The following is a 21,727-nucleotide window of genomic DNA, read 5'->3' as shown; positions in this document are numbered from 1 at the left end:
TATGGCAAAAAACATAAAAAAATCCCGAAAGTTTACTTTCGGGATTTTGTGCAATCAGTATAGTTTAAAAAAAATATTCTGAATTTAGTAAGCACTTGTAATTATTTATTCTTTTTTGCTTTTATCATCATTTCAAGCTGATCCCAAAGTTCTTCTGGAATCGCTTCTAATAAATTGAATTGTCCAGCACCTTTTAGCCATTCGCCACCGTCAATTGTGATTACATCTCCGTTGATATAAGATGAAAAATCAGAAACTAAATAAGCTGCTAAATTTGCTAATTCTTGATGGTCTCCAACTCTTTTTAGTGGCACTTTTTTGGCCATGTCAAATTTCTCTGAAAGATCTCCAGGCAATAATCTGTCCCAAGCACCTTTTGTAGGGAATGGTCCAGGGGCAATTGCGTTAGAACGAATTCCGTATTTTGCCCATTCTACAGCAAGACTTCGTGTCATTGCCAAAACTCCCGCTTTTGCCGTAGCACTAGGAACAACATAAGCCGATCCTGTCCAAGCGTAAGTAGTTACTATATTTAAAATCGTTGCCGAAGTTTGCTTCGTATCAATCCAGTGTTTTCCAAAAGCCAACGTACAGTTTTTAGAACCTTTAAGCACGATATCTATAACAGTATCAAATGCATTGGCTGATAATCTTTCTGTTGGCGAAATGAAATTTCCTGCCGCATTATTTAAAAGAACATCTACTTTTCCAAAAACTTTTAAAGTTTCCTGAAGCATGTTTTCTACTTCTTCATAATGACGAACATCACATTGAAGAGGAAGACATTTACCTCCAGTCTGGCTTTCCAGTTCGGCAGCTGTAGTTTTTAACTTCTCTAAATCTCTAGAAGTTATCGCTACTTGAGCTCCTAATTCGAGAAAATATTTGGTCATAGCTTTGCCTAAACCGCTTCCGCCGCCTGTAACGACAATGACTTTGCCTTTTAAAGCATCATCACGTAACATTTTATCTGTGTAGCTCATATTTTTTCTTTTTTTTACAATATTAATTAAATAAAATAGGATGCACGCATAATAATGTTATAAAATTTCAATAAATTTTATATTTCACATAATTTTTTTGCTGCGGACTCAAGTGTAAAATCGTCTTTGGCGAAGCAGAAACGAATTAATTTTTGGTCTTTATGATCTGAGTAGAAAGTTGAAATTGGAATTGCAGCAACACCATGATCGATAATCAGATTTTTGCAGAAAGTAACATCGTCATCATTTGAAATATTAGCATAAGAAGCGACTTGAAAATACGTTCCCTCACAAGGTTTTAATTCAAAACGGCTATTTTGGAGTAGTTTCTGAAAATAATCTCGTTTTTCCTGATAGAATTTTCCAAGAAGATTAACATCAACAATATCAAGATATTCGCTTATTGCAAACTGAGAAATGCTGTTTACGCTGAAAACCAAAAACTGATGCACTTTTTTGATTTCTTTCATTAAATGTTCTGGTGCAATGGTATAGCCAATTTTCCAACCCGTTATGTGAAATGATTTTCCAAAAGAAGAAACCATAACACAACGATCTAAAAGGAAATCTTTTGTATGTGCAGAAATATGTTTTTCTTCGAAAGTAATATATTCGTAAACTTCATCTGATAAAACTATAATATCAGGATATTTTTCAAGAAGATTTTTTAATTGAACAAAATCATTTTCGGTTAAAATTTTCCCTGTCGGATTATGCGGATTATTGATAATCATCATTCTGGTTTTAGCAGAACATGCTTTTTCAATTCGTTCCCAATTTGGCGTATAATCGTCATTCAGTGCTACTCGAACAGGTTTTGCTTTGCAGAGTAAAACAGGAGATTCATAAGAATCATAACTTGGATCGAGAATAATTACTTCGTCATTTTCTTTTACTAAAGCCAAAATTGTGGTAAAAATTCCTTGCGTTGCACCAGCTGTAACCAAAAGTTCTGTATCTGGATTTATTGTTCTGTTATAAGAATCCTGAGTTAATTTTGCAATTTTGTTCATCAATGGCGGATAACCTGCCATTGGAGTATATTGGTGTACATTTTCCTTTGCTAATCTGGCAACAATATCAGTTAATCTTTCGTCAACCGGAAAATTTGGAAATCCCTGAGAAAGATTGATGGCATTGTATTCCGTTGCCATTTTTGACATTACCGTGAAAATGCTTGTGGTTACGTTTGGGAGTTTACTCATGATAAAGTTTGGTTAGGGAAAAACTTGTGAGTGTTATACTAGCTAATTTATTGTTAGTGGTATTGAGTATAAAGCTCTAACTTTTTTGCCTTTAATTTCTCCAGGAATCCATTTTGGACACTTTTTTAAAACCCTAATTGCTTCAGCTCCTGTGTTATAGCCAGCATCTCTAAGGATTTTTATATCTGTTAATGCTCCATCTTGTTCAACTACAAACGTTGCGTAAATTTTTTTTCCTTTCAAAGCAGTATATTCTTCATCCGAATAATGAAAGTTGTTATAAAAAAATTTGTTGAATTTCTCTATTCCTCCAGGAAAATCGGGTTTTACATCTAAACCTGCAGTGTTATAAATTGTTTTGTCATCATTTTTTATAGCTAATGAAGAGGGGTTAGGCTCATCTACTATTAAATCTGTGTCAGTGTAATTAGTAGTATTAACTTTAACAATTGGTATTTCTGATTCTTTTGTTTGTGAAGCTTTTGTCTTAGAATTATTTTTAGTGCTTTGCGAAAATGCATTTTGTACAAAACAAATTAAAACAAGGAGAAAAATCTTTTCCATTGTGATGGTTTTAGAGTTAGTTTTTACATTTTATGAATAATAAAAATCGCAGGACGCTTATCAATATCAATTTTTAATTTTTTCCAATCAGAAACTTTCATTGTTTTGATGAATTCTGTTGGCAAAGTAATATCTGCCGCAATACAAAGATGAGTTGCAGGACTTAAGATTTGTAAAAGATCTTCAATCAGTTTGTTGTTTCTGTACGGAGTTTCAATGAATAGTTGCGATTGATTTTTATCATAAGATAATTTCTCGAAATGACGAATTGCCGATTTTTTCTCATCTTTGTCAATAGGTAGATATCCGTTGAAAGTAAAACTTTGTCCGTTCATTCCTGAAGCCATCATGGCTAGTAGGATAGAAGAAGGACCAACTAAAGGTACAACTTGAATCCCTTTTTCGTGCGCCAGTTTTACAATTACAGCACCAGGATCTGCAACTCCAGGACAGCCAGCTTCACTCATTAATCCCATGTTTTTTCCTTCTAATAAAGGTTTAATGAAATCATTATGTTCGCTAGTTTCTGTTCTTTTGTTTAAAGTAAAAAGAACCAATTCAGATTGTTTTTTTTCTGGATAAACTGCTTTTATAGATTTTCTAGCCGTTTTGTCATTTTCAACAATATAGTGGTCGATAACTTCTATCGTTCTTCTAACAGTTTGAGGTAAAACATCCATCGGATCGCTTTCGCCCATTGTGGTTGGAATTAAATATAGTTTTCCGAAAGATTTCATAATGTGTTTTGTTTAAAATTAAAAAATTCAATTATCTCTTTTTTAGAAACAATTGAATTGAATTAGGAGTGTTTTCTAATAAGCTGATCTGCAATTAAATCAGTTACTTCGTCCAGCATTTGGTAAACGTTGTCAAAACCGTTTGTTGAGCCATAATATGGATCTGGAACATCAACATTTTCATCTGGAAATAATTCGTTTAAAATCAAGCGAACTTTATTTTTATGTTCAGGAGTTTTAGCTAAATGGACAACATCGCGAAAATTTGAATTATCCATTACATAGATATAATCAAACTCATCAAAATCAGAAATTTGAATTTGTCTTCCTTTTTGTGCGCTGATGTTGATTCCGTTTTTTCTAGCGACTTCAATAGAACGTTTATCTGGGCAATGGCCAACGTGCCAAGAACCTGTACCAGCAGAATCAACAAAGAATTTATCTTCGGGTAGTTTAGAAGCAAGAATTCCTTCGGCCAAAGGAGATCTGCAAATATTTCCTAAACATACCATTAAAATTTTTACTGGCATGATTCGCGTTATAGCGTTAGTTTTTTGTTGATGTCTTCGACAAATTTTTTGAATTGTTTGTCTGTAGAAACTAAATTATCGACTGTTTTACAAGCGTGAAGAACAGTTGCGTGATCGCGGTCTCCAATTTGTGAGCCAATATTAGCAAGAGAAGCTTTAGTGAATTTCTTAGCAAAGAACATCGCTAATTGTCTTGCTTGTACAACGTGCCTCTTTCTGGTCTTAGATTGAAGTGTTTCAATGTCCAACTGGAAATAGTCTGAAACAATTTTTTGGATATAATCGATAGAGATTTCTCTCTTTACGTTTTTAACAAATTTCTCTACAACGCTTTTTGCCAATTCGATCGTAACTTCTTTTTTGTTGAAAGAAGATTGGGCGATTAACGAAATAATAGCGCCTTCGAGCTCTCTAACATTTGATTTGATGTTTCGAGCAACATATTCTAAAATATCTTCTGGCATTTCTACACCATCGCGGTATAAAATGTTTTTTAAGATTGAGATACGAGTTTCGTAGTCAGGCTGATGCAATTCTGCAGACAATCCCCATTTGAAACGAGATAATAATCTTTGTTCGATATCCTGCATGTCAACAGGAGCTTTATCAGAAGTTAAGATTACTTGTTTTCCGTTTTGGTGCAAATAGTTAAAAATGTGGAAGAATACGTCTTGCGTTCCTGATTTTCCAGATAAAAACTGAACGTCATCAATAATCAAAACATCGATTAACTGATAAAAGTGAATAAAGTCATTACGATTATTCTTTTTAACAGAATCAATGTATTGTTGCGTGAAAATCTCAGCAGAAATATATAAAACGGTCTTTTCTGGGTATTTATCTTTTACTTCTACACCTATAGCATGTGCTAAGTGTGTTTTTCCTAAACCAACTCCTCCAAAAATCAATAACGGATTAAATGAAGTTCCCCCTGGCTTGTTGGCAACTGCCATACCAGCAGAACGAGCTAATCTATTTGAATCTCCTTCTAAGAAATTATCAAAACTGTAGTTTGGGTTTAACTGAGACTCAATTTTTAAATTTCTAATTCCAGGAATTACAAAAGGATTTTTAAGTTCAGGATTTAAGTTTTTAAACGGAGCATCAACCTCTTGCGGTTTCATTGGCACTCTGTTGGCACTTGGCAGCTGCTCGGTAAACGGCTGTTTATTGCCATAAGTGTTCTCCATTTTAATTTTATAGAGTAACTTTGCGTTTTTTCCCAGTTCTTTGGTAAGCGCAACTTTCAATAATTTTACGTAATGCTCTTCGAGCCATTCGTAGAAAAATTTACTCGGAACCTGAATGTATAATGCGTTATCGGTTAGCTCAACTGATTTGATTGGTTCGAACCAAGTTTTATATGCTTGGTCTTGAATATTATCCTTTATAAAGGACAAACAGTTTTCCCATACCGATTGAGCAGTTTTAGTCATAGATTCAGATAAATTTTTATTATTGTTATAAAGATTCTCCTAATAAAAGTGGAGCAATTTTATTCCGTATTTCGGGATAACAAATATGTGAACAAATTTCTGTAAAAAAAAATATTTCGGCATCTAATTTTATAAAAAAAAGTTGTAATGAGGCTTTTTAAATTCGAATTTTTTTAATATTTTATAAATGAAAAATCACCAGACTCAAGTGCGAGTTCGTTACTCAGAAACTGACCAAATGGGAGTTGTTTATCACGGAAATTATGTGCCTTATTTTGAGATTGGACGCGTGGAATGGCTTAGAAATAAAGGGGTTTCGTATAAAAGCATGGAAGAAAGCGGTATTGGTCTTCCAATTGTCAACATGAATATCAGTTACAAAAAATCGGCACGATACGATGAACTTTTGACAATTCATACAACATTCAAAAGTCACTCTTCTGTGAAGATCGAATTTGACTGTGCGATTTACAATGAGGTAAATGAGTTATTAACAACTGCGACGTTTATTTTAGTATTTGTTGCGTTAAAAACAGGTCGTCCAACAGCTCCTCCAGAATACATTTTAGACATATTTAAAACACTTGATGAAAAGTGTTAAAACCACTTTCTTTTTGATGTTAAATTATATAATTTTAATATCAATTTCGAACATTAAATCAAAAATGCTGAACACTGTTTCGGCATTTTTTTTTCGCGTTTTTGTCACAATTTTGCCAATTGGCAATCCAGAAACTTCATCCATTTCCATTTCTTGAGACACAATTTCTAGTTTTTTTTCTTTAATCACGCGCATTACTTTATTCATGTTTTTGTAATCAAAAGAAATCAGAAACTCGACATCAATAGTTTTTTCAACAATTTCGCAAACTTCCAAAGTTTGTTGAGCAGTTGTTCTGTAAGCTGCAATTAAACCGCCAACGCCTAATTTTACTCCTCCAAAAATACGAACCACTACAACAAGAACGTTTGTTATGCCAAAAGATTGTATCTGGCCGTAAATTGGTGCTCCAGCCGTGTTGCTTGGCTCACCGTCATCATTGGCGCGATATGAAGTTTTATTTCCAACGCCCAATTGGTAAGCATAACAATAATGCACCGCGTGCGGATGCTGTTTTTTGAGTTCTTCTATAATGGGTTTTACTTCGTCTTCATGATCTATTGGAAATGCGTAACCAAAGAATTTACTGCCTTTTTCTTTAAACAGTATTTCTTCAGATGCAGTTGCAATAGTTTGATAAGTATCGTTAATTTCCAAATGGTAAGCTTTAAGTTTTTTCGCCACGAATTACACAGATTTCCTCGAATTTTAGTTTTTTTAAGCCAATTCAATTAGTGGAAATTTGTGTAATTCGTGGCAACATACTTTTGAATCCTTTTAATCAGTATAATCTGTGGCTAAAATATTTTTTTATAATAATCCTTTGCTAAATAAATCAACAACATCTTCTTTTCCAACTTGAAGATTCCAAACTTTAATTCCTAAAGTCGCTGCACTATCTGTGTTTTCGGTTTTATCATCAACAAACAAAGTGTTTTCTGCAATAAGATTATTTTCATTCAAAACAAATTGATAGATTTTCGGGTCAGGTTTTCTCATTCCGATATCAAAAGAAAAATAGACTTTTTCAAAACAAGCATAAAAATCTTTGTAAAAAGAAACACCGCTCTTTTCTTCAAAAGTATTAATGTGAATAGAATCGGTATTGCTTAAAAGAAACAAGCGATATTTTTTTGATAATTCCTGAAGAAATTCCAGACGGTAAAACGGGAAATCTGCCAAAACAGCATTCCAAGCTTTCAAAATATCTTCTTTACTAGCATTTGGCAATTGTTTTTGAAAACCGCCAACGAAATCTTCTGGAGAAATTGCACCTACTTCAAAAGAAAGATTTAATTGATCAAATTCATTATTCCATTCTTTCATTCCTAGTTTTTGTAAACCAGAAATTGTAGCAGGTTTATCTAAATTGATAAAAATATCTCCAAAGTCAAAAATTATCGCATTAATCATAATTTCTAATTTGTATTAATTCGTCGCTTAAAATGTTGGTTTTAATAGTGTTTTTTCTTGAAATATCTGGCGCTTTTGTTCCTTTTTCAAAACTTGTTTTTCCAATAAAAATTCGTGCTTCGTCCCAAAGATTATCATCAATAAAAGATTGAAGCGTTTGTCTTCCGCCTTCAATAATTACCGATTGAATTTGATTTTGGTATAAAACATCTAAAATCTGAGGTACAATATTTTTACTGAAATCAATTGCTTCAAAGTGCGTATTTTCTTTTGATGACTTTTTTGTTTCACTAGAAAAAATGATAGTTCTCACGCTGTCATCAAAAATAAAACTATCTTTATCAATTCTATTATTTCGATCTATAACAATTCTTGTCGGATTGTTTCCGTTCCAATCTCTAGCATTCAATTTTGGGTTGTCATCAACTACGGTTTGTGTTCCAACTAAAATAGCTTGTTCTTCAGTTCTCCATTTATGAACCAATTGTCTTGAATATTGATTCGTAATCCAAATTGGTTTTCGATCTTGATCAATTGTTTTTTCAGGAGCTAAAAATCCGTCTTGACTTTCAGCCCATTTTAAAATGATATAAGGTCTTTTTTTCTGATGAAAAGTAAAAAAACGCTTATTCAGTTCGTTGCATTCGTCTTCTAAAACGCCAACTGTAACATTTGCGCCAGCTTCAATTAATTTCAAAATGCCTTTGCCAGCTACCTTTTCATTAGGATCAACCGTGCCGACCACAACATTCGGAATTTCATTTGCAATAATCAAATCACAGCATGGAGGAGTTTTGCCAAAATGACTGCAAGGCTCTAAGCTTACATAAATTGTAGCCTTTTTCAGCAGCGATTTATCTTTTACAGAATTGACGGCATTTACCTCTGCATGCGGCTCACCAGCCTTCTTATGCCAGCCTTCGCCAATAATCTTGCCGTCATAAACAATCACACTGCCAACCATCGGATTCGGATATGTTGTTCCAAGTCCATTTTGTGCCAGTTCGATGCAGCGTTTTATATATTTTTCATGTATATTCACGGTGCAAAAGTAGTTATTTTTGAGTTTATGATTAAGTTAAGAAACCGCATAAAAAGTATATTTACTTTTGCACATATAATGATTTAGAATAAAAAAATGGTAAATTGGCTAATACGCGAAATTAAAAAAGAAGATAATCAGGCAGTTGCGGGTTTGATACGATTTGTTTTTGATGAAATGGAAATTCCAAAAGTAGAAACCGCATACGAAGATCCTTATCTGGATTTGATGTTTGAAGAATATAGCAAGCCTAAATCGACATATTTTGTTGTTGAAAGTGATGGGGAAATTGTCGGATGTGCAGGAATTGCGCCTTTGGAAAATGGTGATCCTGAAATCTGTGAATTGCAGAAAATGTACTTCCTTCCAAAAACTAGAGGTTTAGGGATTGGATCGCAAATGATGGAAAAATGTTTAGAACAAGCTAGGGTTTTTGGTTTTAAAAAATGTTACATAGAAACCATGCCATTTATGCTTGCCGCACAAAAGCTGTATAAAAAATCTGGTTTTGAATATTTAGATGCTCCTCTGGGATGTACTGGACACAATTCTTGTCCTGTATGGATGCTGAAAGTTTTGTGATTTTGCATGTAACAAATTTAAATCAGTAAGACTTATTGAAAGTAAAATGTCAGCTTTTGGCTGATAGAAATGGTCAAAAAATAAAAATGAAAATTAAACAATATCGTACTCAGTTTATTCAAGAATTATCTCCTTTTTACGATGCGTATGAAGCAGAGAGCTTTTTTTATTTGATTCTAGAAGATAAGCATCAGCTTCGTCAGATTGATTTGGCCCTAAATCATGAGCTGATGTTTGATGAGAATGATTTTCTGATATGGGACGAATTGTTACAACATCTTAAAAAAGAAGTACCGATTCAGTATTTGCTTGGAAAAACTAATTTTTACGGTTTGGATTTTGAAGTAAATGAAAATGTTTTAATTCCGAGGCCAGAAACAGAAGAATTGGTAGAATGGATTATTAATGAAAATATAAGTCCAGAAAAGTCAAAAAAAATAAGAATTCTGGATATAGGAACGGGCAGTGGCTGTATCGCTATTTCTTTGGCGAAAAACCTTCCAAATGCAGAAGTTGTAGCGATTGATGTTTCTAAAAAAGCAATTGAAACGGCTAAAAGAAACGCTGTAAGAAATAATGTCGAAGTGACTTTTGTATTATTGGATATTTTAAAAGAAGAAGAATTAAGATGCCAGTTTGATATAATTGTTTCTAATCCGCCTTACGTGCGAAATTTAGAAAAAGAAGAAATCAAGAAAAATGTTTTGAACTATGAGCCGCATTTAGCTCTTTTTGTGGAAGACAACGACGCTTTAATTTTCTATAGAAAAATTGCCTCACTGGCAAAAAATGCTCTTCTAGAAAAAGGAAAATTATATTTCGAAATCAATCAATATCTCGGAAAAGAAATGATTGATTTGCTTGCGAGTATGAGTTTCCAAAACGTTGAGCTTCGAAAAGATATTTATGATAACGATCGTATGATTTCGGGTAAGGTCTTGAAAGGCTCATAATTTGATAATTCAGTCGGAATCTTATGGAATATAAAACTAATCCCAAAGAAAACTACATCGTAATTGATGGTTATTTTTCGTTAGACGGAATTAAATCTGTTAAAGATGTTGTGGGAAAACGTTTTGAAAAACGATTAAAAACAGATTTCTATAATGATTTTATAAATTGGTCTAAAGCTGAAAATGAAATTCTGTTAGGAACATTTCGCGCGTCTGCTGCTTGGCCTATAGGTACAGATTTAGGATGTGTTTTTGATTTTCGTAATCCAGACGAATTTATTTATCAAGAATTTAAACTTATTCATTCTTTGGTGAATGGATGGATTCCTGCAGAAGGCACTTCGATAGGAAATAATCATATTTTAGCTGTGAAGTTTGAGAGTCAAATACCTGAAATACTACATAAGCTTTATGAAGAAAAAGAATATCACCCCAAAGCTCCAGGTGGTTGTCTTCAGTTAGGAGTGTGCTGCAAGAATGATTTTCCAATTATATTAGAAAATATAAAGAAGAGTCGTTTAAAAAGTAAAAGCGATTATTTAGATTGAAAACTGAGACTAAAACTATTCGTAACGTAATGCCTCAATAGGATCTAGTTTTGATGCTTTAATAGCTGGATATAAGCCAGAAACTATTGCGACCATAAAACTGGTTGCAAATGCTGCAAAAATTGCCATCCACGGAATCACAAAAACGAAACTCATGGCAGTTGCAATAGCAAAACCAAGCAGAATTCCTAGAACGATTCCAACTAAACCTCCAATTTGTCCGATCAATAAAGTTTCAATAAAAAACTGAAAAGCAACCGTTGATCTTTTTGCTCCTAAAGCTTTACGAACGCCAATTTCGCGTGTACGTTCTGTAACCGAAACAATCATAATATTCATTAAGGCAATAGAAGATCCTAAAATGGTAATAACGGATATAATCCAAGCGGCCCAACCTAAATATTTGGTAATTCCTAAAATTCGGTTTATTAAATCGTCACTGCGTCCAATTCCGAAATTATTATCTCTTACAGGACTCAATTTACGAACTCTTCTCATGGTGCTTGTGGCATTATCAACAGCTTCGTCTAAAAGTTCTTTTTTAGAAACCATCACGCTGATTGTATAGTTAATGTCAGGTGCAGAAAACAATGATCTTGCCACCTGAATCGGAATCAAAACACGTAAATCTTGACTATTTCCAAAAGTAGAACCTTTTTCTTTTAAAACTCCAATAACTTTAAATCGTGCTCCACGAATCGAAATGATTTTATCTATCGGATTTACATCTTTTAAAAGTCCTTTTTCAAAATCAGAACCAACAATGCACGAGTAAGTGTTGTTGTCAATGTCAAACTGGTTAAAAGAACGGCCTAAAGTAGTTTCTAAACCAGAATTGGCAATAAAATGTTCATCAACACCAACCACTGTAATTTCAGGATCTGTTTTGGTATCTAAATATTTTACTTCAGCTTTTGAGGTTGCGGTAAACGAAAGAGATGTTTCTGTAAAAGGATATTTGTATTTGTTTTTAAAAGCAACAGCTTCAGGATAAGAAATAATCGGATTGATAACTTCACGCTCCTTTCCGCCACGATTTCGAACCGTATTTTCGTATTGGTTAATGTTGAAGGTATTAGCTCCCATTGATGCAAAATTGGTAGAGATTGTGTTTTCTAATGCAGAAACTACAGTCAAGATGCCGACTAAAGCGGTAATACCGATAGCAATAATTAAAACGGTAAGAATAGTACGCAGAATTTGTGTTTTGATAGAACCAAAAGCAATTCGGATATTTTCTTTAAATAATTTTAGCATCATGACCAATTTGTCACGAAAATACGTTTTTTGTTACAAGTTTGCTTTCGATGTGCTATTATTTATTTTAAAAAGTAAGATATTTGCAGACTTAAATTAAGTCGAAAGTTGGAAAGTTATAAAGATGAAAGTCTAAAGCGCCAGCAATCAAAAAAAATAGAAATAAATTAATTTTAAAGATTTTTGAATTTAAGTTTCAAAAGAAATCTAAAATCAAAAATCAACAATCTAAAATAAAGAAGATGGCTTCAAAACCAAGTATACCAAAAGGGACAAGAGATTTTTCACCAGCAGAGGTGTCAAAACGTCAATATATTATTCAAACTATAAAAGCTAATTTCGAGAAATTTGGTTTTCAGCCAATCGAAACGCCTTCGTTTGAAAATTCAGATACCTTAATGGGGAAATACGGAGAAGAAGGAGATCGTCTGATTTTTAAAATATTAAATTCAGGTAATTTTTTCTACAATAAAAGTAAAATCGAATTGCCAGAATCTATTGAAGAATTACAGTTAAATTCTGCTGAAAAAATCACTTTAGAGCAAAGAATTGAACTGAATAAATTCACAGGAAAAATTTCTGAGAAAGCATTGCGCTACGATTTGACAGTTCCGTTTGCAAGATATGTTGTGCAACACCAAAGTGAAATTGAATTTCCGTTTAAAAGATACCAAATTCAACCAGTTTGGCGAGCAGATAATCCACAAAAAGGTCGTTTTAGAGAATTCTTTCAATGCGATGCCGATGTTGTTGGTTCAAAATCACTTTGGCAAGAAGTTGAATTAGTTCAATTATATGATACTGTTTTTACTTCTTTAGGTTTAGAAGGCGTTACGATTAAAATCAACAATAGAAAAATTTTATCGGGAATCGCTGAGGTTATTGGTGCTTCTGATAAATTGATTGATTTTACAGTTGCTCTTGATAAACTAGACAAAATTGGAGAAGACGGCGTTAAAAAAGAAATGATTGAAAAAGGCATTTCTGAACAAGCTTTAGTAAAAGTACAGCCGCTTTTTAGTTTCTCAGGAACTTTTGCAGACAAAATTACGCAACTTTCGGACTTATTGTCTTCTTCTGAAGAAGGAATGAAAGGTGTTGAGGAATTAAAATTTATATGTGACAATGTTGCCGATTTAGGTTTGTCAACTGCAATTTTAGATTTGGATGTGACTTTAGCACGTGGTTTAAATTATTACACGGGAGCCATTTTTGAAGTTGCAGCTCCAAAAACCGTTGCTATGGGGTCTATTGGCGGAGGCGGAAGATACGACGATTTGACTGGTATTTTCGGATTGAAAAATATGAGTGGTGTCGGAATTTCTTTTGGTTTGGATAGGATCTATCTAGTTTTAGAAGAATTGCAATTATTTCCAGAAACTGTCGCGGCTACTTCAAAAGCAATATTCTTGAATTTTGGAGACAAAGAAGCTTTATATGCTTCAAAAGCGATTCAGAAATTGAGACAGGAAAATATTAAAGTAGAATTGTATCCTGATAATGTAAAAGTTGGGAAACAATTTCAATATGCAGATAAACGTTTGATTCCGTTTGCAGTATTGGTTGGTGATCAGGAAATTAGTTCAAATTCATATACACTTAAAAATTTAGTGACGGGAGAGCAGGTTTCTGTTGATTTTGACGGATTAAAGAAAGCTTTACAGTCGTAATTAAGTTTTTGTTTCACGCAGATTCTGCTGATTGGAGCAGATTTAATTTGAATTAAAAAGTAAATCTGCCTAAATCTTTTTAAATCTGCGTGAAATAATAAAAAATACTTTGTGTGGCTAACTGTCTGGAATAAAAGTTTTTGCTTTAGATTCAGCAGATTTAAAGGATTTTCTTTTAAAATCTCTGCCTAAAATAGTTGCTAGAGAAGAAAAAAAACTCTTAATTTGCCGACCTTAAGTTACGGGCGTAGTTCAAGGGTAGAATAGCGGTCTCCAAAACCGTTGATGGGGGTTCGAATCCCTCCGCCCGTGCAAAAATAGAAAATGACAATCTTGTCATGTTAAGCTCAAACATAAAAAAAAGCTTCGTCTCTATAGGCGAAGCTTTTTTTAATATAAGGTAAATTTGAATTAATAATTATTTAGAGGCCGAAGCCAACCCTTAAATTCAATTTTTGGTGGTAAAAATTTATATCTATTGGTCTCAAAGATAAGATAAACTAAAACGTAATAGTCTTAAAATTATAATAAATTTTTTCTGGGCAAATGCGTTTTTTAAATGTCTCATAATTAATAAAGTGACAATTTGACATTTTATAAGATTTGGCAGTACTTTTGCAATCCAACAGAAAGAAATAAAATGAAGTTTAAAAATATTTTTAAAAATAAAAGTAATATGACTACGGAAAATACAGAATTCGATCAGGAATTAGACGACGTAACGTTAGAGAACAATGCCAACGGAGAGCAGTTAATTGTTGAAGAATTAAGTGTTGAGGAGCAATTAGCTAAAGACTTGGCTCACGAAAAAGATAAGTTTTTGAGATTATTTGCTGAATTTGAAAATTACAAAAAAAGAACTTCAAAAGAACGTCTTGAATTGTTTAAAACTGCAAACCAAGAGGTTTTGTTGGCTATGCTTCCAGTTTTAGATGATTTTGACAGAGCGGCAGTAGAGATCAACAAGTCTGAGGATGAGAATTTGAAAAAAGGTGTTGAGTTGATTCACGAAAAATTGAAAAGCACTTTAGTTTCTAAAGGGTTAGAGCAAGTTGAAATTCAAGCAGGAGATGCTTTCAATGCTGATATTGCTGAAGCAATTACCCAAATTCCAGCTCCGTCTGACAAATTAAAAGGGAAAATTGTTGATGTTATTGAAAAAGGATACAAATTAGGAGACAAAATTATTCGTTACCCTAAAGTTGTAGTTGGAAACTAAAATGCAAATAGAAATTTCAAGCCCATTTTGGATTTTGGAATTTTAAAATTTGGAATTTAAACCTAATTATGAAAAAAGATTTTTACGAAATACTAGGCATTTCAAAAAATGCTGATGCTGCCGAAATTAAAAAAGCGTATAGAAAAAGCGCTTTAAAATATCATCCTGATAAAAACCCAGGCGACAAAGAGGCAGAAGAAAACTTCAAATTGGCAGCTGAAGCTTATGAAGTTTTGAGTGATCCGCAGAAAAAAGCGAAATACGATCAATATGGTCATCAAGCATTTGATGGTTCTGGCGGATTTGGCGGCGGTCACGGTGGTATGAATATGGACGACATTTTCAGCCAGTTTGGTGATATTTTTGGTGGCGGATTTGGCGGTTTCGGAGGCGGAGGCGGAGGTCCTCGCCGCGCGAAAGGAAGCAATCTTCGAATTAAAGTAAAATTGACTTTAGAAGAAATTGCAAATGGAGTTGAGAAAAAAGTAAAAGTAAAACGTAAAGTTCAGGCAAAAGGCGTAACGTATAAAACTTGTACGACTTGTAACGGTCAAGGACAAGTAATGCGTGTAACCAATACCATTTTAGGAAGAATGCAATCTGCATCAACTTGCCCTACTTGTGGTGGTTCTGGTCAGATTTTAGATAAAAAACCTTCTGAGGCAGATGCTCAAGGAATGGTTCAAGAAGACGAAACGGTATCAATCAAAATTCCTGCGGGAGTTGTTGACGGAATGCAGTTGAAAGTTGCAAACAAAGGTAATGATGCACCAGGAAACAGTATTCCAGGTGATTTAATTGTTGCTATTGAAGAAATTGAACATGAATTCTTGAAGCGTGAAGGTGAAAACGTTCATTTCGATTTATACATCAGTTTCCCGGAAGCAGTTTTGGGAGCTTCAAAAGATATCGAAGCAATCAACGGAAAAGTGCGTATTAAATTGGAAGAAGGAATCCAATCTGGAAAAATCTTAAGATTAAAAGGAAAAGGAATTCCAAGTTTGAACGGTTACGGAAGCGGAGATTTATTGGTTCATGTAAATGTTTGGACTCCAAAAACATTAAATAAAGAGCAAAAACAATTCTTTGAAAATGCTTTGAACAACGAACACTTTGCTCCGAGTCCAGAGAAATCAGAGAAGTCATTCTTTGAAAAAGTAAAAGATATGTTCTCATAATCTCAACTTTTTTAAAAGGTTATAAAATAATAAAAACCCATTCTAGTATAAATTAGAATGGGTTTTTTGCGTAATATGGCGCAGATTCGCTAGTAATTATTTACTTTTACAGTCGCTGAACCGTAATGGGAGAAGCAACGCAGTAAATCCTTAAAAATAACATGAGTAACTTACTTGAAGTACATAAAGTCATAAAAAAATATGGCGACTATGTAGCACTTAACGAAGTTTCATTAAATGTGCCAAAAGGCAGTATATATGGACTATTAGGTCCCAATGGAGCAGGAAAAACTTCCCTTATCAGAATCATAAACCAAATTACAATGCCGGACAGTGGCGAGGTAATTTTGGATGGAGAAAAATTACAGCCAAAACATGTGCAGACAATTGGCTACCTTCCAGAAGAAAGAGGTTTGTACAGTTCGATGAAAGTAGGCGAGCAGTGTTTGTATTTGGCGCAAATGAAAGGTCTTTCTAAAGCCGAAGCTAAAAAGCAACTAGATTATTGGTTTGACCGATTAGGAATTCAAGGATGGTGGAATAAAAAAATCCAAGAGCTTTCTAAAGGAATGGCGCAGAAAATTCAGTTTGTGGTTTGTGTGTTGCATAAACCAAAATTGCTGATTTTAGATGAGCCATTTTCAGGATTTGATCCCGTAAATGCAAATATTATTAAAGACGAAATTTTGGCTTTAAAAGAACAAGGCTCAACAATTATTTTTTCGACTCATAGAATGGAAAGTGTTGAGGAACTTTGTGAAAATATCGCTTTAATTCATAAATCTAATAAACTGATAGAAGGAAAAGTGGTTGATGTAAAACGTCAGTTTAGAACAAACAGTTTTGAAGTTGGAATCTTAACTGGTAATGTTGAAGGTTTAATGTATGATATTACTCAAAAATTCACGGTTTCGCCTGCTAGTTTTAAATCTTTAAATGATGATTTAAAATTAAATATTCAGATTGGAAATGCAAGTCCAAACGAATTATTGAATGTTTTGACACAACGTGGACAAGTAACGCACTTCGTTGAAAAAATTCCGAGTATAAACGATATTTTTATCCAAACGGTTACTGAAAACAAAATTTAAAAATTCCAATATAGAAATTCCAAATTCCAAGCTTATAAATTGGGATTTGGAATTTAAAATTTGAAAATTAATTATTTATGAGTATTATCTCGTTGATTATAAAAAGAGAATTTATTGCCAAAGTCCGCAATAAATCTTTTGTTGTCATGACTTTCTTGAGTCCGCTTTTGTTTGTGGCTATAGCTGTTTTTATTGGGTATTTAAGTACTATGAAAGCAGAAACAAAAAGAATTGCGATTCATGACGAAACTGGGATTTTTGTCTCAGATTTTTTAAAAGAAAATAAAAAAGGAGCAGAATTTAAATATCTGAATCTATCTGAAATTGATGTAAAAGCTTTAAAAGACAGTATTACAAAAGAAAATTTCAGTGGATTAATTGTTATTCCGAAAACAAATAATATTAAAGATTTAGAAAGTAAAATTGAATTTATTTCGAATAATAGTCCGAGCATTTCTTTTATTGAAAACACTCAAGATATTATTGGAAATAAAATCACAAAACTGAATCTTGAGGAGGCGAAATTGGATACGCTTGCTATTCAGAAAGCACAATCAGATGTAAATATTCATTTGGTAAAAGCCTCTGGAGAAGAAAGTTTAAAAGGCTTAAATGAAATTAAAATCGGAATCGGAGGTGCATTTGGCTATTTGATTATGATGTTTATTATCATTTACGGAAACATGGTAATGAGAAGCGTAATCGAAGAGAAAACGAACCGAATTATTGAGATCATTATTTCATCTGTAAAGCCATTTCAATTAATGATTGGAAAAATTGTCGGAACTTCACTAGCTGGAATTCTGCAATTTGTAATCTGGGCAATAATTGGTTTAAGTTTGATGTTTGCAGCTTCGGCATTTTTTGGAGTAAATGTTGGCCCAACAGCCAGAATTTCACCAGAAATGATGCAGGCAGCTCAGCATGAACTTTCTGGATCGGCGCAAATGTATATTGCTGAATTATGGAATTTGCCAATTGCCAGTATTTTAATCGGATTTGTAATTTATTTTATTGGAGGATATTTTCTATATAGCTCATTTTATGCAGCAATTGGAGCAGCGGTTGACAATCAAACCGATTCTCAACAATTTTTGCTTCCAATTTTGATGCCTCTGATTTTGAGTGTTTATATCGGATTTTTTACTGTGGTAAATGATCCTCACGGAAGTGTTGCGGTAATCTTTTCAATGATTCCGTTAACTTCACCAATAGTAATGTTAATGCGTATTCCGTTTGGTGTGCCGTGGTGGCAAATTGCAATTTCGGTATCATTATTGTTTGCAACATTTTTCCTTGTAGTCTGGTTCGCTGCAAAAATCTACCGAATCGGTATTTTAATGTACGGCAAAAAACCGACTTGGAAGGAATTGTATAAGTGGCTGAAGTACTAGTTTTTTGAGGTTGCAAAGGTTCAGAGGGGCAAAGGTTCAAAGGTTTTTTGAAATTTTGTAACTTAGAAAAGCGACTTTAAGAAATGCACTAGAGCCAGAAGAGATATTATATAACAGGTTAAAAAGGTATAATTGTAGATAAAGATTTTAAACTTTGTACCTATGAACCTTTGCAACTTTGAACCTTAGAAAAAAATGAGTAAAATACTAATTGTAGAAGACGAAGCAGCAATCAGAAGAGTTTTGGTAAAAATTTTATCAGAAGAAAATGATTCGTATCAGGTAGATGAAGCAGAAGATGGCGTTGCTGGGCTTGAAAAAATAAAAAACAACGATTACGATTTGGTTTTGTGCGATATCAAAATGCCAAAAATGGACGGAGTTGAGGTTTTAGAAGAAGTGAAAAAAATAAAACCAGAAATTCCGATGGTGATGATCTCGGGTCATGGCGACATGGAAACTGCAATTCAGACTATGCGTTTAGGAGCTTTTGATTATATCTCGAAACCGCCAGATTTGAATCGTTTGCTGAATACAGTTCGTAATGCTTTAGATAAAAAACAATTAGTAGTTGAAAATAAAATTCTAAAGAAAAAAGTTAGTAAAAACTACGAAATGATTGGTGACAGCGAATCAATTAATCATATTAAAGTGATGATTGATAAAGTTGCTCCAACAGAAGCCAGAGTTCTAATTACAGGTCCAAACGGAACCGGAAAAGAATTAGTGGCGCATCAATTGCACGAAAAAAGCGAGCGTTCTAGTTTTCCTTTAATCGAAGTGAATTGTGCTGCGATTCCGAGTGAATTAATCGAAAGCGAATTGTTCGGTCACGTAAAAGGTGCTTTCACATCGGCAGTAAAAGATCGTGCAGGAAAGTTTGAAGTTGCTGATAAAGGAACTATTTTCTTGGATGAAATTGGAGATATGAGTCTTTCTGCGCAAGCGAAAGTTTTACGTGCGCTTCAAGAAAATATGATTACAAGAGTTGGTGCTGATAAAGACATAAAAGTCGATGTTCGTGTTGTTGCCGCAACAAATAAAGATTTAAAAACAGAAATTGCAGAAGGACGTTTCCGTGAAGATTTATACCATCGTCTAGCAGTAATTTTAATTAAAGTTCCGCCGTTGAACGAAAGACGTGATGATATTCCAGCTTTGATTTCTCATTTTACAGAGAAAATAGCTTCAGAGCAAGGAAATGCAGTTAAGTCATTTTCGGCGCAAGCCATAAAATTGTTGCAGGAATATGATTGGACAGGTAACATTCGTGAACTTCGAAATGTGGTGGAAAGATTGATCATTTTGGGAGGAAGCGAAATTTCTGAAACCGATGTAAAAATGTTCGCAAGCAAGTAAGATGCTTCGCGAAATAAGCTTTAAGCTTTAGGCTTTAGGCTAAAAAAACAAAATAATTTTGGCCTAAAGCCTAAAGCTCAAAAAAAAAATGAAACTAAAAAAGATAAACGAGAAATTACAAGATGCCTTAATTGAAAATGGTTTGACTGAAGCCAATGCTTTGCAGATGGAAACATTTTCAACTATAAAAAGTGGTGCTGACTGTGTTATTATTTCTCCAAAAGGAAGCGGAAAAACAACTACAATTGTATTAAACGTAATTCAGCAATTGGCAGGTAAAACAGAAGAATCACCACGAGCTTTGATTGTCGTAGAAGACAAAGAAAAGGTTTTGGCAATGGAAGAGCTTTTTGAGAAATACGGAAGATATACAAATCTAGAAGTTTATGGAGTTCATGACAAAGGCGATATGGATTATGATAAAAACTATGTTTCCACCGGAATCGATGTTTTAATTGGAACTCCAACCAAATTAAACGATATGTTCAGCACAGCGGGTTACAATGTAAATCGTCTAAAAATGTTTATTATCGATGATGCAGATCCGATTTTGAAATTACGTCACGATGCTAAAATCACGCGTATTTCAAATAGTATCGCCAAAGTACAGCGAATCATTTTTGCTGAAACTTTGACAGAGCGTATCGAAATTTTAGCAGATAAAATCATGATCGAGCCTTATTTGTTTGATATGGATGAAGAAGGTGAAGAAGAGCTTGATGAAGATGAAGAAGATATTGAAGAAGAATAATATGCAATAAGTTTATAGTCCCGGTTTTCAGTCTAAGTTATTGAAAAACGGGATTTTTAAATTTAAGAAAATTAGAATAAAATAAAACAAAGAATATTATGGGATTAATGAAAGTATTTTCAGGTAGCGAAGTATTAGCGATTGCTTTGCAGGAAAGATTAGAAGAAGCTGGAGTAGAAACAGTAAAAAAAGATAATATTCAATCGGCTCGTTTAGGAGGTTTTGGCCAGACAGATTTAGCTGTTGAGGTTTTTATTCAAGAAACCGATTTTGCTAAAGCAAATCCCGTTATTGAAAATTTCAGAATGAGTCTTTAAAAAAGTCGCAGTTTGCAGTCGCTCCCGATGGCTATCGGGATCAGTTTCCAAACTGTAAACTGCGACTGCGACTGAAAACTAAAAAAAAATATGCAATACAAAATGTTAGTGCTCGACATGGATGATACCTTGTTGACAGATGATCATAGAATTTCAGATTTAAATAAAAAAGTAATATTAGAAGCTCAGGCAAAAGGTGTTTACGTGGTTTTGGCTTCTGGAAGGCCAACTACAGCAATGACAGCTTATGCAAAGGAGTTGGAATTGGATAAAAACGATTCGTATATGATTTCGTTTAATGGAGCCATAATTAGCCGTGTTAAAGATGATTTGGTTTTGTTTGAACAAAAGTTAACTGTAGAGCAAATTCATGCGCTATACGATTATAGCATAAAGAAAAATGCACATATCATTACCTATTTAGATGATCAAATCATTAGCGAAACAGATTCTGAGTTTATAGAAGTCGAAAAAGAAATTACAGGAATGGCGCATTATAAAGTGTCAAGCTTTAAAGATTATGTAGACAGACCGGCGGTTAAATGTATCTTGCTTCAAGATCCAGCGTATTTAAAAACATTGGAAAATGATTTAAAAGATGCTATGCCGCATTTAAGCGTTTCGATGTCAAAACCATTTTTCTTAGAAGCTGCACAACAAGGCATTGATAAAGCAGCAAGTCTGAAGTTTTTGGCTGATAAGTTAGGAATTCATCAAAGTGAAATTATCGCTGTAGGAAATGCAGGAAATGACTTAACTATGATCGAATATGCCGGTTTAGGAGTTTGGGTCGATAATGTAACGCCAGAATTGCGTGATAAAGCCGATTTAATCGTGGCTTCAAATAATGATGATGGCGTTGCTGAAGTTGTAACACGTTATATTTTAAACTAAACT

23 protein-coding genes and 1 tRNA gene are annotated in these 21,727 nt (G+C 33.6%); 14 read left to right on the top strand and 10 right to left on the bottom strand.

What is annotated here, in order from left to right:
• Nucleotides 1-101 precede the first annotated feature (101 nt).
• The 6 genes from DMA14_RS22615 to dnaA all read right to left on the bottom strand — a co-directional run bounded on the left by DMA14_RS22615 (nucleotide 102) and on the right by dnaA (nucleotide 5,455).
• Nucleotides 102-983 carry an SDR family oxidoreductase gene (locus DMA14_RS22615; RefSeq protein ID WP_008467969.1) on the bottom strand — a complete coding sequence of 294 codons (882 nt, stop codon included), beginning with the start codon at nucleotides 981-983 and terminating at the stop codon, nucleotides 102-104.
• Nucleotides 984-1,060: 77 nt separating this feature from the next.
• Nucleotides 1,061-2,188: a methionine aminotransferase gene (locus DMA14_RS22610; protein ID WP_111426725.1), complete on the bottom strand. Its 1,128-nt coding sequence runs from the start codon at nucleotides 2,186-2,188 to the stop codon at nucleotides 1,061-1,063.
• A gap of 42 nt (nucleotides 2,189-2,230) precedes the next feature.
• On the bottom strand, nucleotides 2,231-2,752 hold the full coding sequence (locus DMA14_RS22950) for an energy transducer TonB (protein ID WP_111426724.1): 522 nt from the start codon (nucleotides 2,750-2,752) through the stop codon (nucleotides 2,231-2,233).
• Nucleotides 2,753-2,775: 23 nt separating this feature from the next.
• Nucleotides 2,776-3,489: an SAM-dependent methyltransferase gene (locus DMA14_RS22600; RefSeq protein ID WP_111426723.1), complete on the bottom strand. Its 714-nt coding sequence runs from the start codon at nucleotides 3,487-3,489 to the stop codon at nucleotides 2,776-2,778.
• 62 nt (nucleotides 3,490-3,551) lie between these two features.
• The gene (locus tag DMA14_RS22595) at nucleotides 3,552-4,019 is read right to left on the bottom strand and encodes a low molecular weight protein-tyrosine-phosphatase (protein ID WP_111426722.1); all 468 of its coding nucleotides are present in this window, start codon (nucleotides 4,017-4,019) and stop codon (nucleotides 3,552-3,554) included.
• An 8-nt stretch (nucleotides 4,020-4,027) separates the two neighbouring features.
• Nucleotides 4,028-5,455, bottom strand: coding sequence for a chromosomal replication initiator protein DnaA (gene dnaA, locus DMA14_RS22590; protein WP_095931847.1), 1,428 nt, complete (start codon nucleotides 5,453-5,455; stop codon nucleotides 4,028-4,030).
• A 187-nt stretch (nucleotides 5,456-5,642) separates the two neighbouring features.
• On the opposite strand from dnaA, the gene DMA14_RS22585 reads away from it, so the two are divergent.
• Nucleotides 5,643-6,056 carry an acyl-CoA thioesterase gene (locus tag DMA14_RS22585; RefSeq protein WP_111426721.1) on the top strand — a complete coding sequence of 138 codons (414 nt, stop codon included), beginning with the start codon at nucleotides 5,643-5,645 and terminating at the stop codon, nucleotides 6,054-6,056.
• A gap of 24 nt (nucleotides 6,057-6,080) precedes the next feature.
• Here the strand turns inward: DMA14_RS22585 and DMA14_RS22580 are convergent, their stop codons facing one another.
• The 3 genes from DMA14_RS22580 to ribD all read right to left on the bottom strand — a co-directional run bounded on the left by DMA14_RS22580 (nucleotide 6,081) and on the right by ribD (nucleotide 8,511).
• Complete coding sequence (locus DMA14_RS22580) at nucleotides 6,081-6,713, bottom strand: IMPACT family protein (RefSeq protein ID WP_111426771.1); 633 nt, start codon at nucleotides 6,711-6,713, stop codon at nucleotides 6,081-6,083.
• 153 nt (nucleotides 6,714-6,866) lie between these two features.
• Nucleotides 6,867-7,469 (bottom strand): HAD family hydrolase, encoded by a 603-nt coding sequence (locus DMA14_RS22575; RefSeq protein ID WP_111426720.1) that lies wholly within the window; start codon nucleotides 7,467-7,469, stop codon nucleotides 6,867-6,869.
• Complete coding sequence (gene ribD / locus DMA14_RS22570; protein WP_111426719.1) at nucleotides 7,462-8,511, bottom strand: bifunctional diaminohydroxyphosphoribosylaminopyrimidine deaminase/5-amino-6-(5-phosphoribosylamino)uracil reductase RibD; 1,050 nt, start codon at nucleotides 8,509-8,511, stop codon at nucleotides 7,462-7,464. Before ribD ends, DMA14_RS22575 begins: the two co-directional genes overlap by 8 nt.
• Nucleotides 8,512-8,607: 96 nt before the next feature.
• On the opposite strand from ribD, the gene DMA14_RS22565 reads away from it, so the two are divergent.
• The 3 genes from DMA14_RS22565 (at nucleotide 8,608) to DMA14_RS22555 (ending at nucleotide 10,594) form a co-directional block, all read left to right on the top strand.
• Complete coding sequence (locus tag DMA14_RS22565; protein ID WP_111426718.1) at nucleotides 8,608-9,093, top strand: GNAT family N-acetyltransferase; 486 nt, start codon at nucleotides 8,608-8,610, stop codon at nucleotides 9,091-9,093.
• Between the two features lie 86 nt (nucleotides 9,094-9,179).
• Nucleotides 9,180-10,046, top strand: a complete 867-nt coding sequence (gene prmC, locus DMA14_RS22560) for a peptide chain release factor N(5)-glutamine methyltransferase (protein WP_111426770.1) — start codon at nucleotides 9,180-9,182, stop codon at nucleotides 10,044-10,046.
• A gap of 23 nt (nucleotides 10,047-10,069) precedes the next feature.
• Nucleotides 10,070-10,594, top strand: coding sequence for a hypothetical protein (locus tag DMA14_RS22555; RefSeq protein WP_111426717.1), 525 nt, complete (start codon nucleotides 10,070-10,072; stop codon nucleotides 10,592-10,594).
• A 15-nt stretch (nucleotides 10,595-10,609) separates the two neighbouring features.
• Here DMA14_RS22555 and DMA14_RS22550 read toward each other — a convergent pair whose 3' ends face one another.
• Nucleotides 10,610-11,854 (bottom strand): ABC transporter permease, encoded by a 1,245-nt coding sequence (locus DMA14_RS22550; protein ID WP_162536298.1) that lies wholly within the window; start codon nucleotides 11,852-11,854, stop codon nucleotides 10,610-10,612.
• Nucleotides 11,855-12,093: 239 nt separating this feature from the next.
• On the opposite strand from DMA14_RS22550, the gene hisS reads away from it, so the two are divergent.
• From hisS to DMA14_RS22500, 10 genes are all read left to right on the top strand, one after another.
• Complete coding sequence (gene hisS / locus DMA14_RS22545; RefSeq protein WP_111426715.1) at nucleotides 12,094-13,521, top strand: histidine--tRNA ligase; 1,428 nt, start codon at nucleotides 12,094-12,096, stop codon at nucleotides 13,519-13,521.
• Between the two features lie 241 nt (nucleotides 13,522-13,762).
• Nucleotides 13,763-13,833, top strand: a tRNA-Trp gene (locus DMA14_RS22540).
• A gap of 328 nt (nucleotides 13,834-14,161) precedes the next feature.
• The gene (locus DMA14_RS22535) at nucleotides 14,162-14,740 is read left to right on the top strand and encodes a nucleotide exchange factor GrpE (RefSeq protein WP_111426714.1); all 579 of its coding nucleotides are present in this window, start codon (nucleotides 14,162-14,164) and stop codon (nucleotides 14,738-14,740) included.
• Between the two features lie 68 nt (nucleotides 14,741-14,808).
• Entirely contained in the window at nucleotides 14,809-15,918 is a 1,110-nt protein-coding gene (gene dnaJ / locus DMA14_RS22530; RefSeq protein ID WP_111378423.1) for a molecular chaperone DnaJ, read from the top strand.
• Nucleotides 15,919-16,079: 161 nt separating this feature from the next.
• A complete protein-coding gene (locus tag DMA14_RS22525; RefSeq protein ID WP_111426713.1) occupies nucleotides 16,080-17,009 on the top strand; it encodes an ABC transporter ATP-binding protein in 930 nt (309 codons plus the stop codon).
• Nucleotides 17,010-17,086: 77 nt separating this feature from the next.
• Nucleotides 17,087-18,403, top strand: coding sequence for an ABC transporter permease (locus tag DMA14_RS22520; RefSeq protein ID WP_111426712.1), 1,317 nt, complete (start codon nucleotides 17,087-17,089; stop codon nucleotides 18,401-18,403).
• A 195-nt stretch (nucleotides 18,404-18,598) separates the two neighbouring features.
• Nucleotides 18,599-19,762, top strand: coding sequence for a sigma-54-dependent transcriptional regulator (locus DMA14_RS22515; RefSeq protein ID WP_111426711.1), 1,164 nt, complete (start codon nucleotides 18,599-18,601; stop codon nucleotides 19,760-19,762).
• Between the two features lie 88 nt (nucleotides 19,763-19,850).
• Complete coding sequence (locus tag DMA14_RS22510) at nucleotides 19,851-20,513, top strand: DEAD/DEAH box helicase (protein WP_111426710.1); 663 nt, start codon at nucleotides 19,851-19,853, stop codon at nucleotides 20,511-20,513.
• A gap of 98 nt (nucleotides 20,514-20,611) precedes the next feature.
• Nucleotides 20,612-20,830 carry a putative signal transducing protein gene (locus tag DMA14_RS22505; protein ID WP_111363916.1) on the top strand — a complete coding sequence of 73 codons (219 nt, stop codon included), beginning with the start codon at nucleotides 20,612-20,614 and terminating at the stop codon, nucleotides 20,828-20,830.
• A gap of 90 nt (nucleotides 20,831-20,920) precedes the next feature.
• Nucleotides 20,921-21,724, top strand: coding sequence for a Cof-type HAD-IIB family hydrolase (locus DMA14_RS22500; protein ID WP_111426709.1), 804 nt, complete (start codon nucleotides 20,921-20,923; stop codon nucleotides 21,722-21,724).
• Nucleotides 21,725-21,727 lie beyond the last annotated feature (3 nt).

This window comes from Flavobacterium sharifuzzamanii (assembly GCF_003254585.1).
In the GTDB taxonomy this organism is placed as follows: domain Bacteria; phylum Bacteroidota; class Bacteroidia; order Flavobacteriales; family Flavobacteriaceae; genus Flavobacterium; species Flavobacterium sharifuzzamanii.
The sequence above is the reverse complement of the archived record's forward strand: the minus strand, read 5'-3'. Positions and strand labels throughout refer to the sequence as shown.

Coding starts and splice junctions, on each gene's coding strand:
- DMA14_RS22615 (WP_008467969.1), bottom strand. CDS start 983: ATGAGCTACACAGATAAAATGTTACGTGATGATGCTTTAAAAGGCAAA.
- DMA14_RS22610 (WP_111426725.1), bottom strand. CDS start 2,188: ATGAGTAAACTCCCAAACGTAACCACAAGCATTTTCACGGTAATGTCA.
- DMA14_RS22950 (WP_111426724.1), bottom strand. CDS start 2,752: ATGGAAAAGATTTTTCTCCTTGTTTTAATTTGTTTTGTACAAAATGCA.
- DMA14_RS22600 (WP_111426723.1), bottom strand. CDS start 3,489: ATGAAATCTTTCGGAAAACTATATTTAATTCCAACCACAATGGGCGAA.
- DMA14_RS22595 (WP_111426722.1), bottom strand. CDS start 4,019: ATGCCAGTAAAAATTTTAATGGTATGTTTAGGAAATATTTGCAGATCT.
- dnaA (WP_095931847.1), bottom strand. CDS start 5,455: ATGACTAAAACTGCTCAATCGGTATGGGAAAACTGTTTGTCCTTTATA.
- DMA14_RS22585 (WP_111426721.1), top strand. CDS start 5,643: ATGAAAAATCACCAGACTCAAGTGCGAGTTCGTTACTCAGAAACTGAC.
- DMA14_RS22575 (WP_111426720.1), bottom strand. CDS start 7,469: ATGATTAATGCGATAATTTTTGACTTTGGAGATATTTTTATCAATTTA.
- DMA14_RS22565 (WP_111426718.1), top strand. CDS start 8,608: ATGGTAAATTGGCTAATACGCGAAATTAAAAAAGAAGATAATCAGGCA.
- prmC (WP_111426770.1), top strand. CDS start 9,180: ATGAAAATTAAACAATATCGTACTCAGTTTATTCAAGAATTATCTCCT.
- DMA14_RS22555 (WP_111426717.1), top strand. CDS start 10,070: ATGGAATATAAAACTAATCCCAAAGAAAACTACATCGTAATTGATGGT.
- DMA14_RS22550 (WP_162536298.1), bottom strand. CDS start 11,854: ATGATGCTAAAATTATTTAAAGAAAATATCCGAATTGCTTTTGGTTCT.
- hisS (WP_111426715.1), top strand. CDS start 12,094: ATGGCTTCAAAACCAAGTATACCAAAAGGGACAAGAGATTTTTCACCA.
- DMA14_RS22535 (WP_111426714.1), top strand. CDS start 14,162: ATGAAGTTTAAAAATATTTTTAAAAATAAAAGTAATATGACTACGGAA.
- dnaJ (WP_111378423.1), top strand. CDS start 14,809: ATGAAAAAAGATTTTTACGAAATACTAGGCATTTCAAAAAATGCTGAT.
- DMA14_RS22525 (WP_111426713.1), top strand. CDS start 16,080: ATGAGTAACTTACTTGAAGTACATAAAGTCATAAAAAAATATGGCGAC.
- DMA14_RS22520 (WP_111426712.1), top strand. CDS start 17,087: ATGAGTATTATCTCGTTGATTATAAAAAGAGAATTTATTGCCAAAGTC.
- DMA14_RS22515 (WP_111426711.1), top strand. CDS start 18,599: ATGAGTAAAATACTAATTGTAGAAGACGAAGCAGCAATCAGAAGAGTT.
- DMA14_RS22510 (WP_111426710.1), top strand. CDS start 19,851: ATGAAACTAAAAAAGATAAACGAGAAATTACAAGATGCCTTAATTGAA.
- DMA14_RS22505 (WP_111363916.1), top strand. CDS start 20,612: ATGGGATTAATGAAAGTATTTTCAGGTAGCGAAGTATTAGCGATTGCT.
- DMA14_RS22500 (WP_111426709.1), top strand. CDS start 20,921: ATGCAATACAAAATGTTAGTGCTCGACATGGATGATACCTTGTTGACA.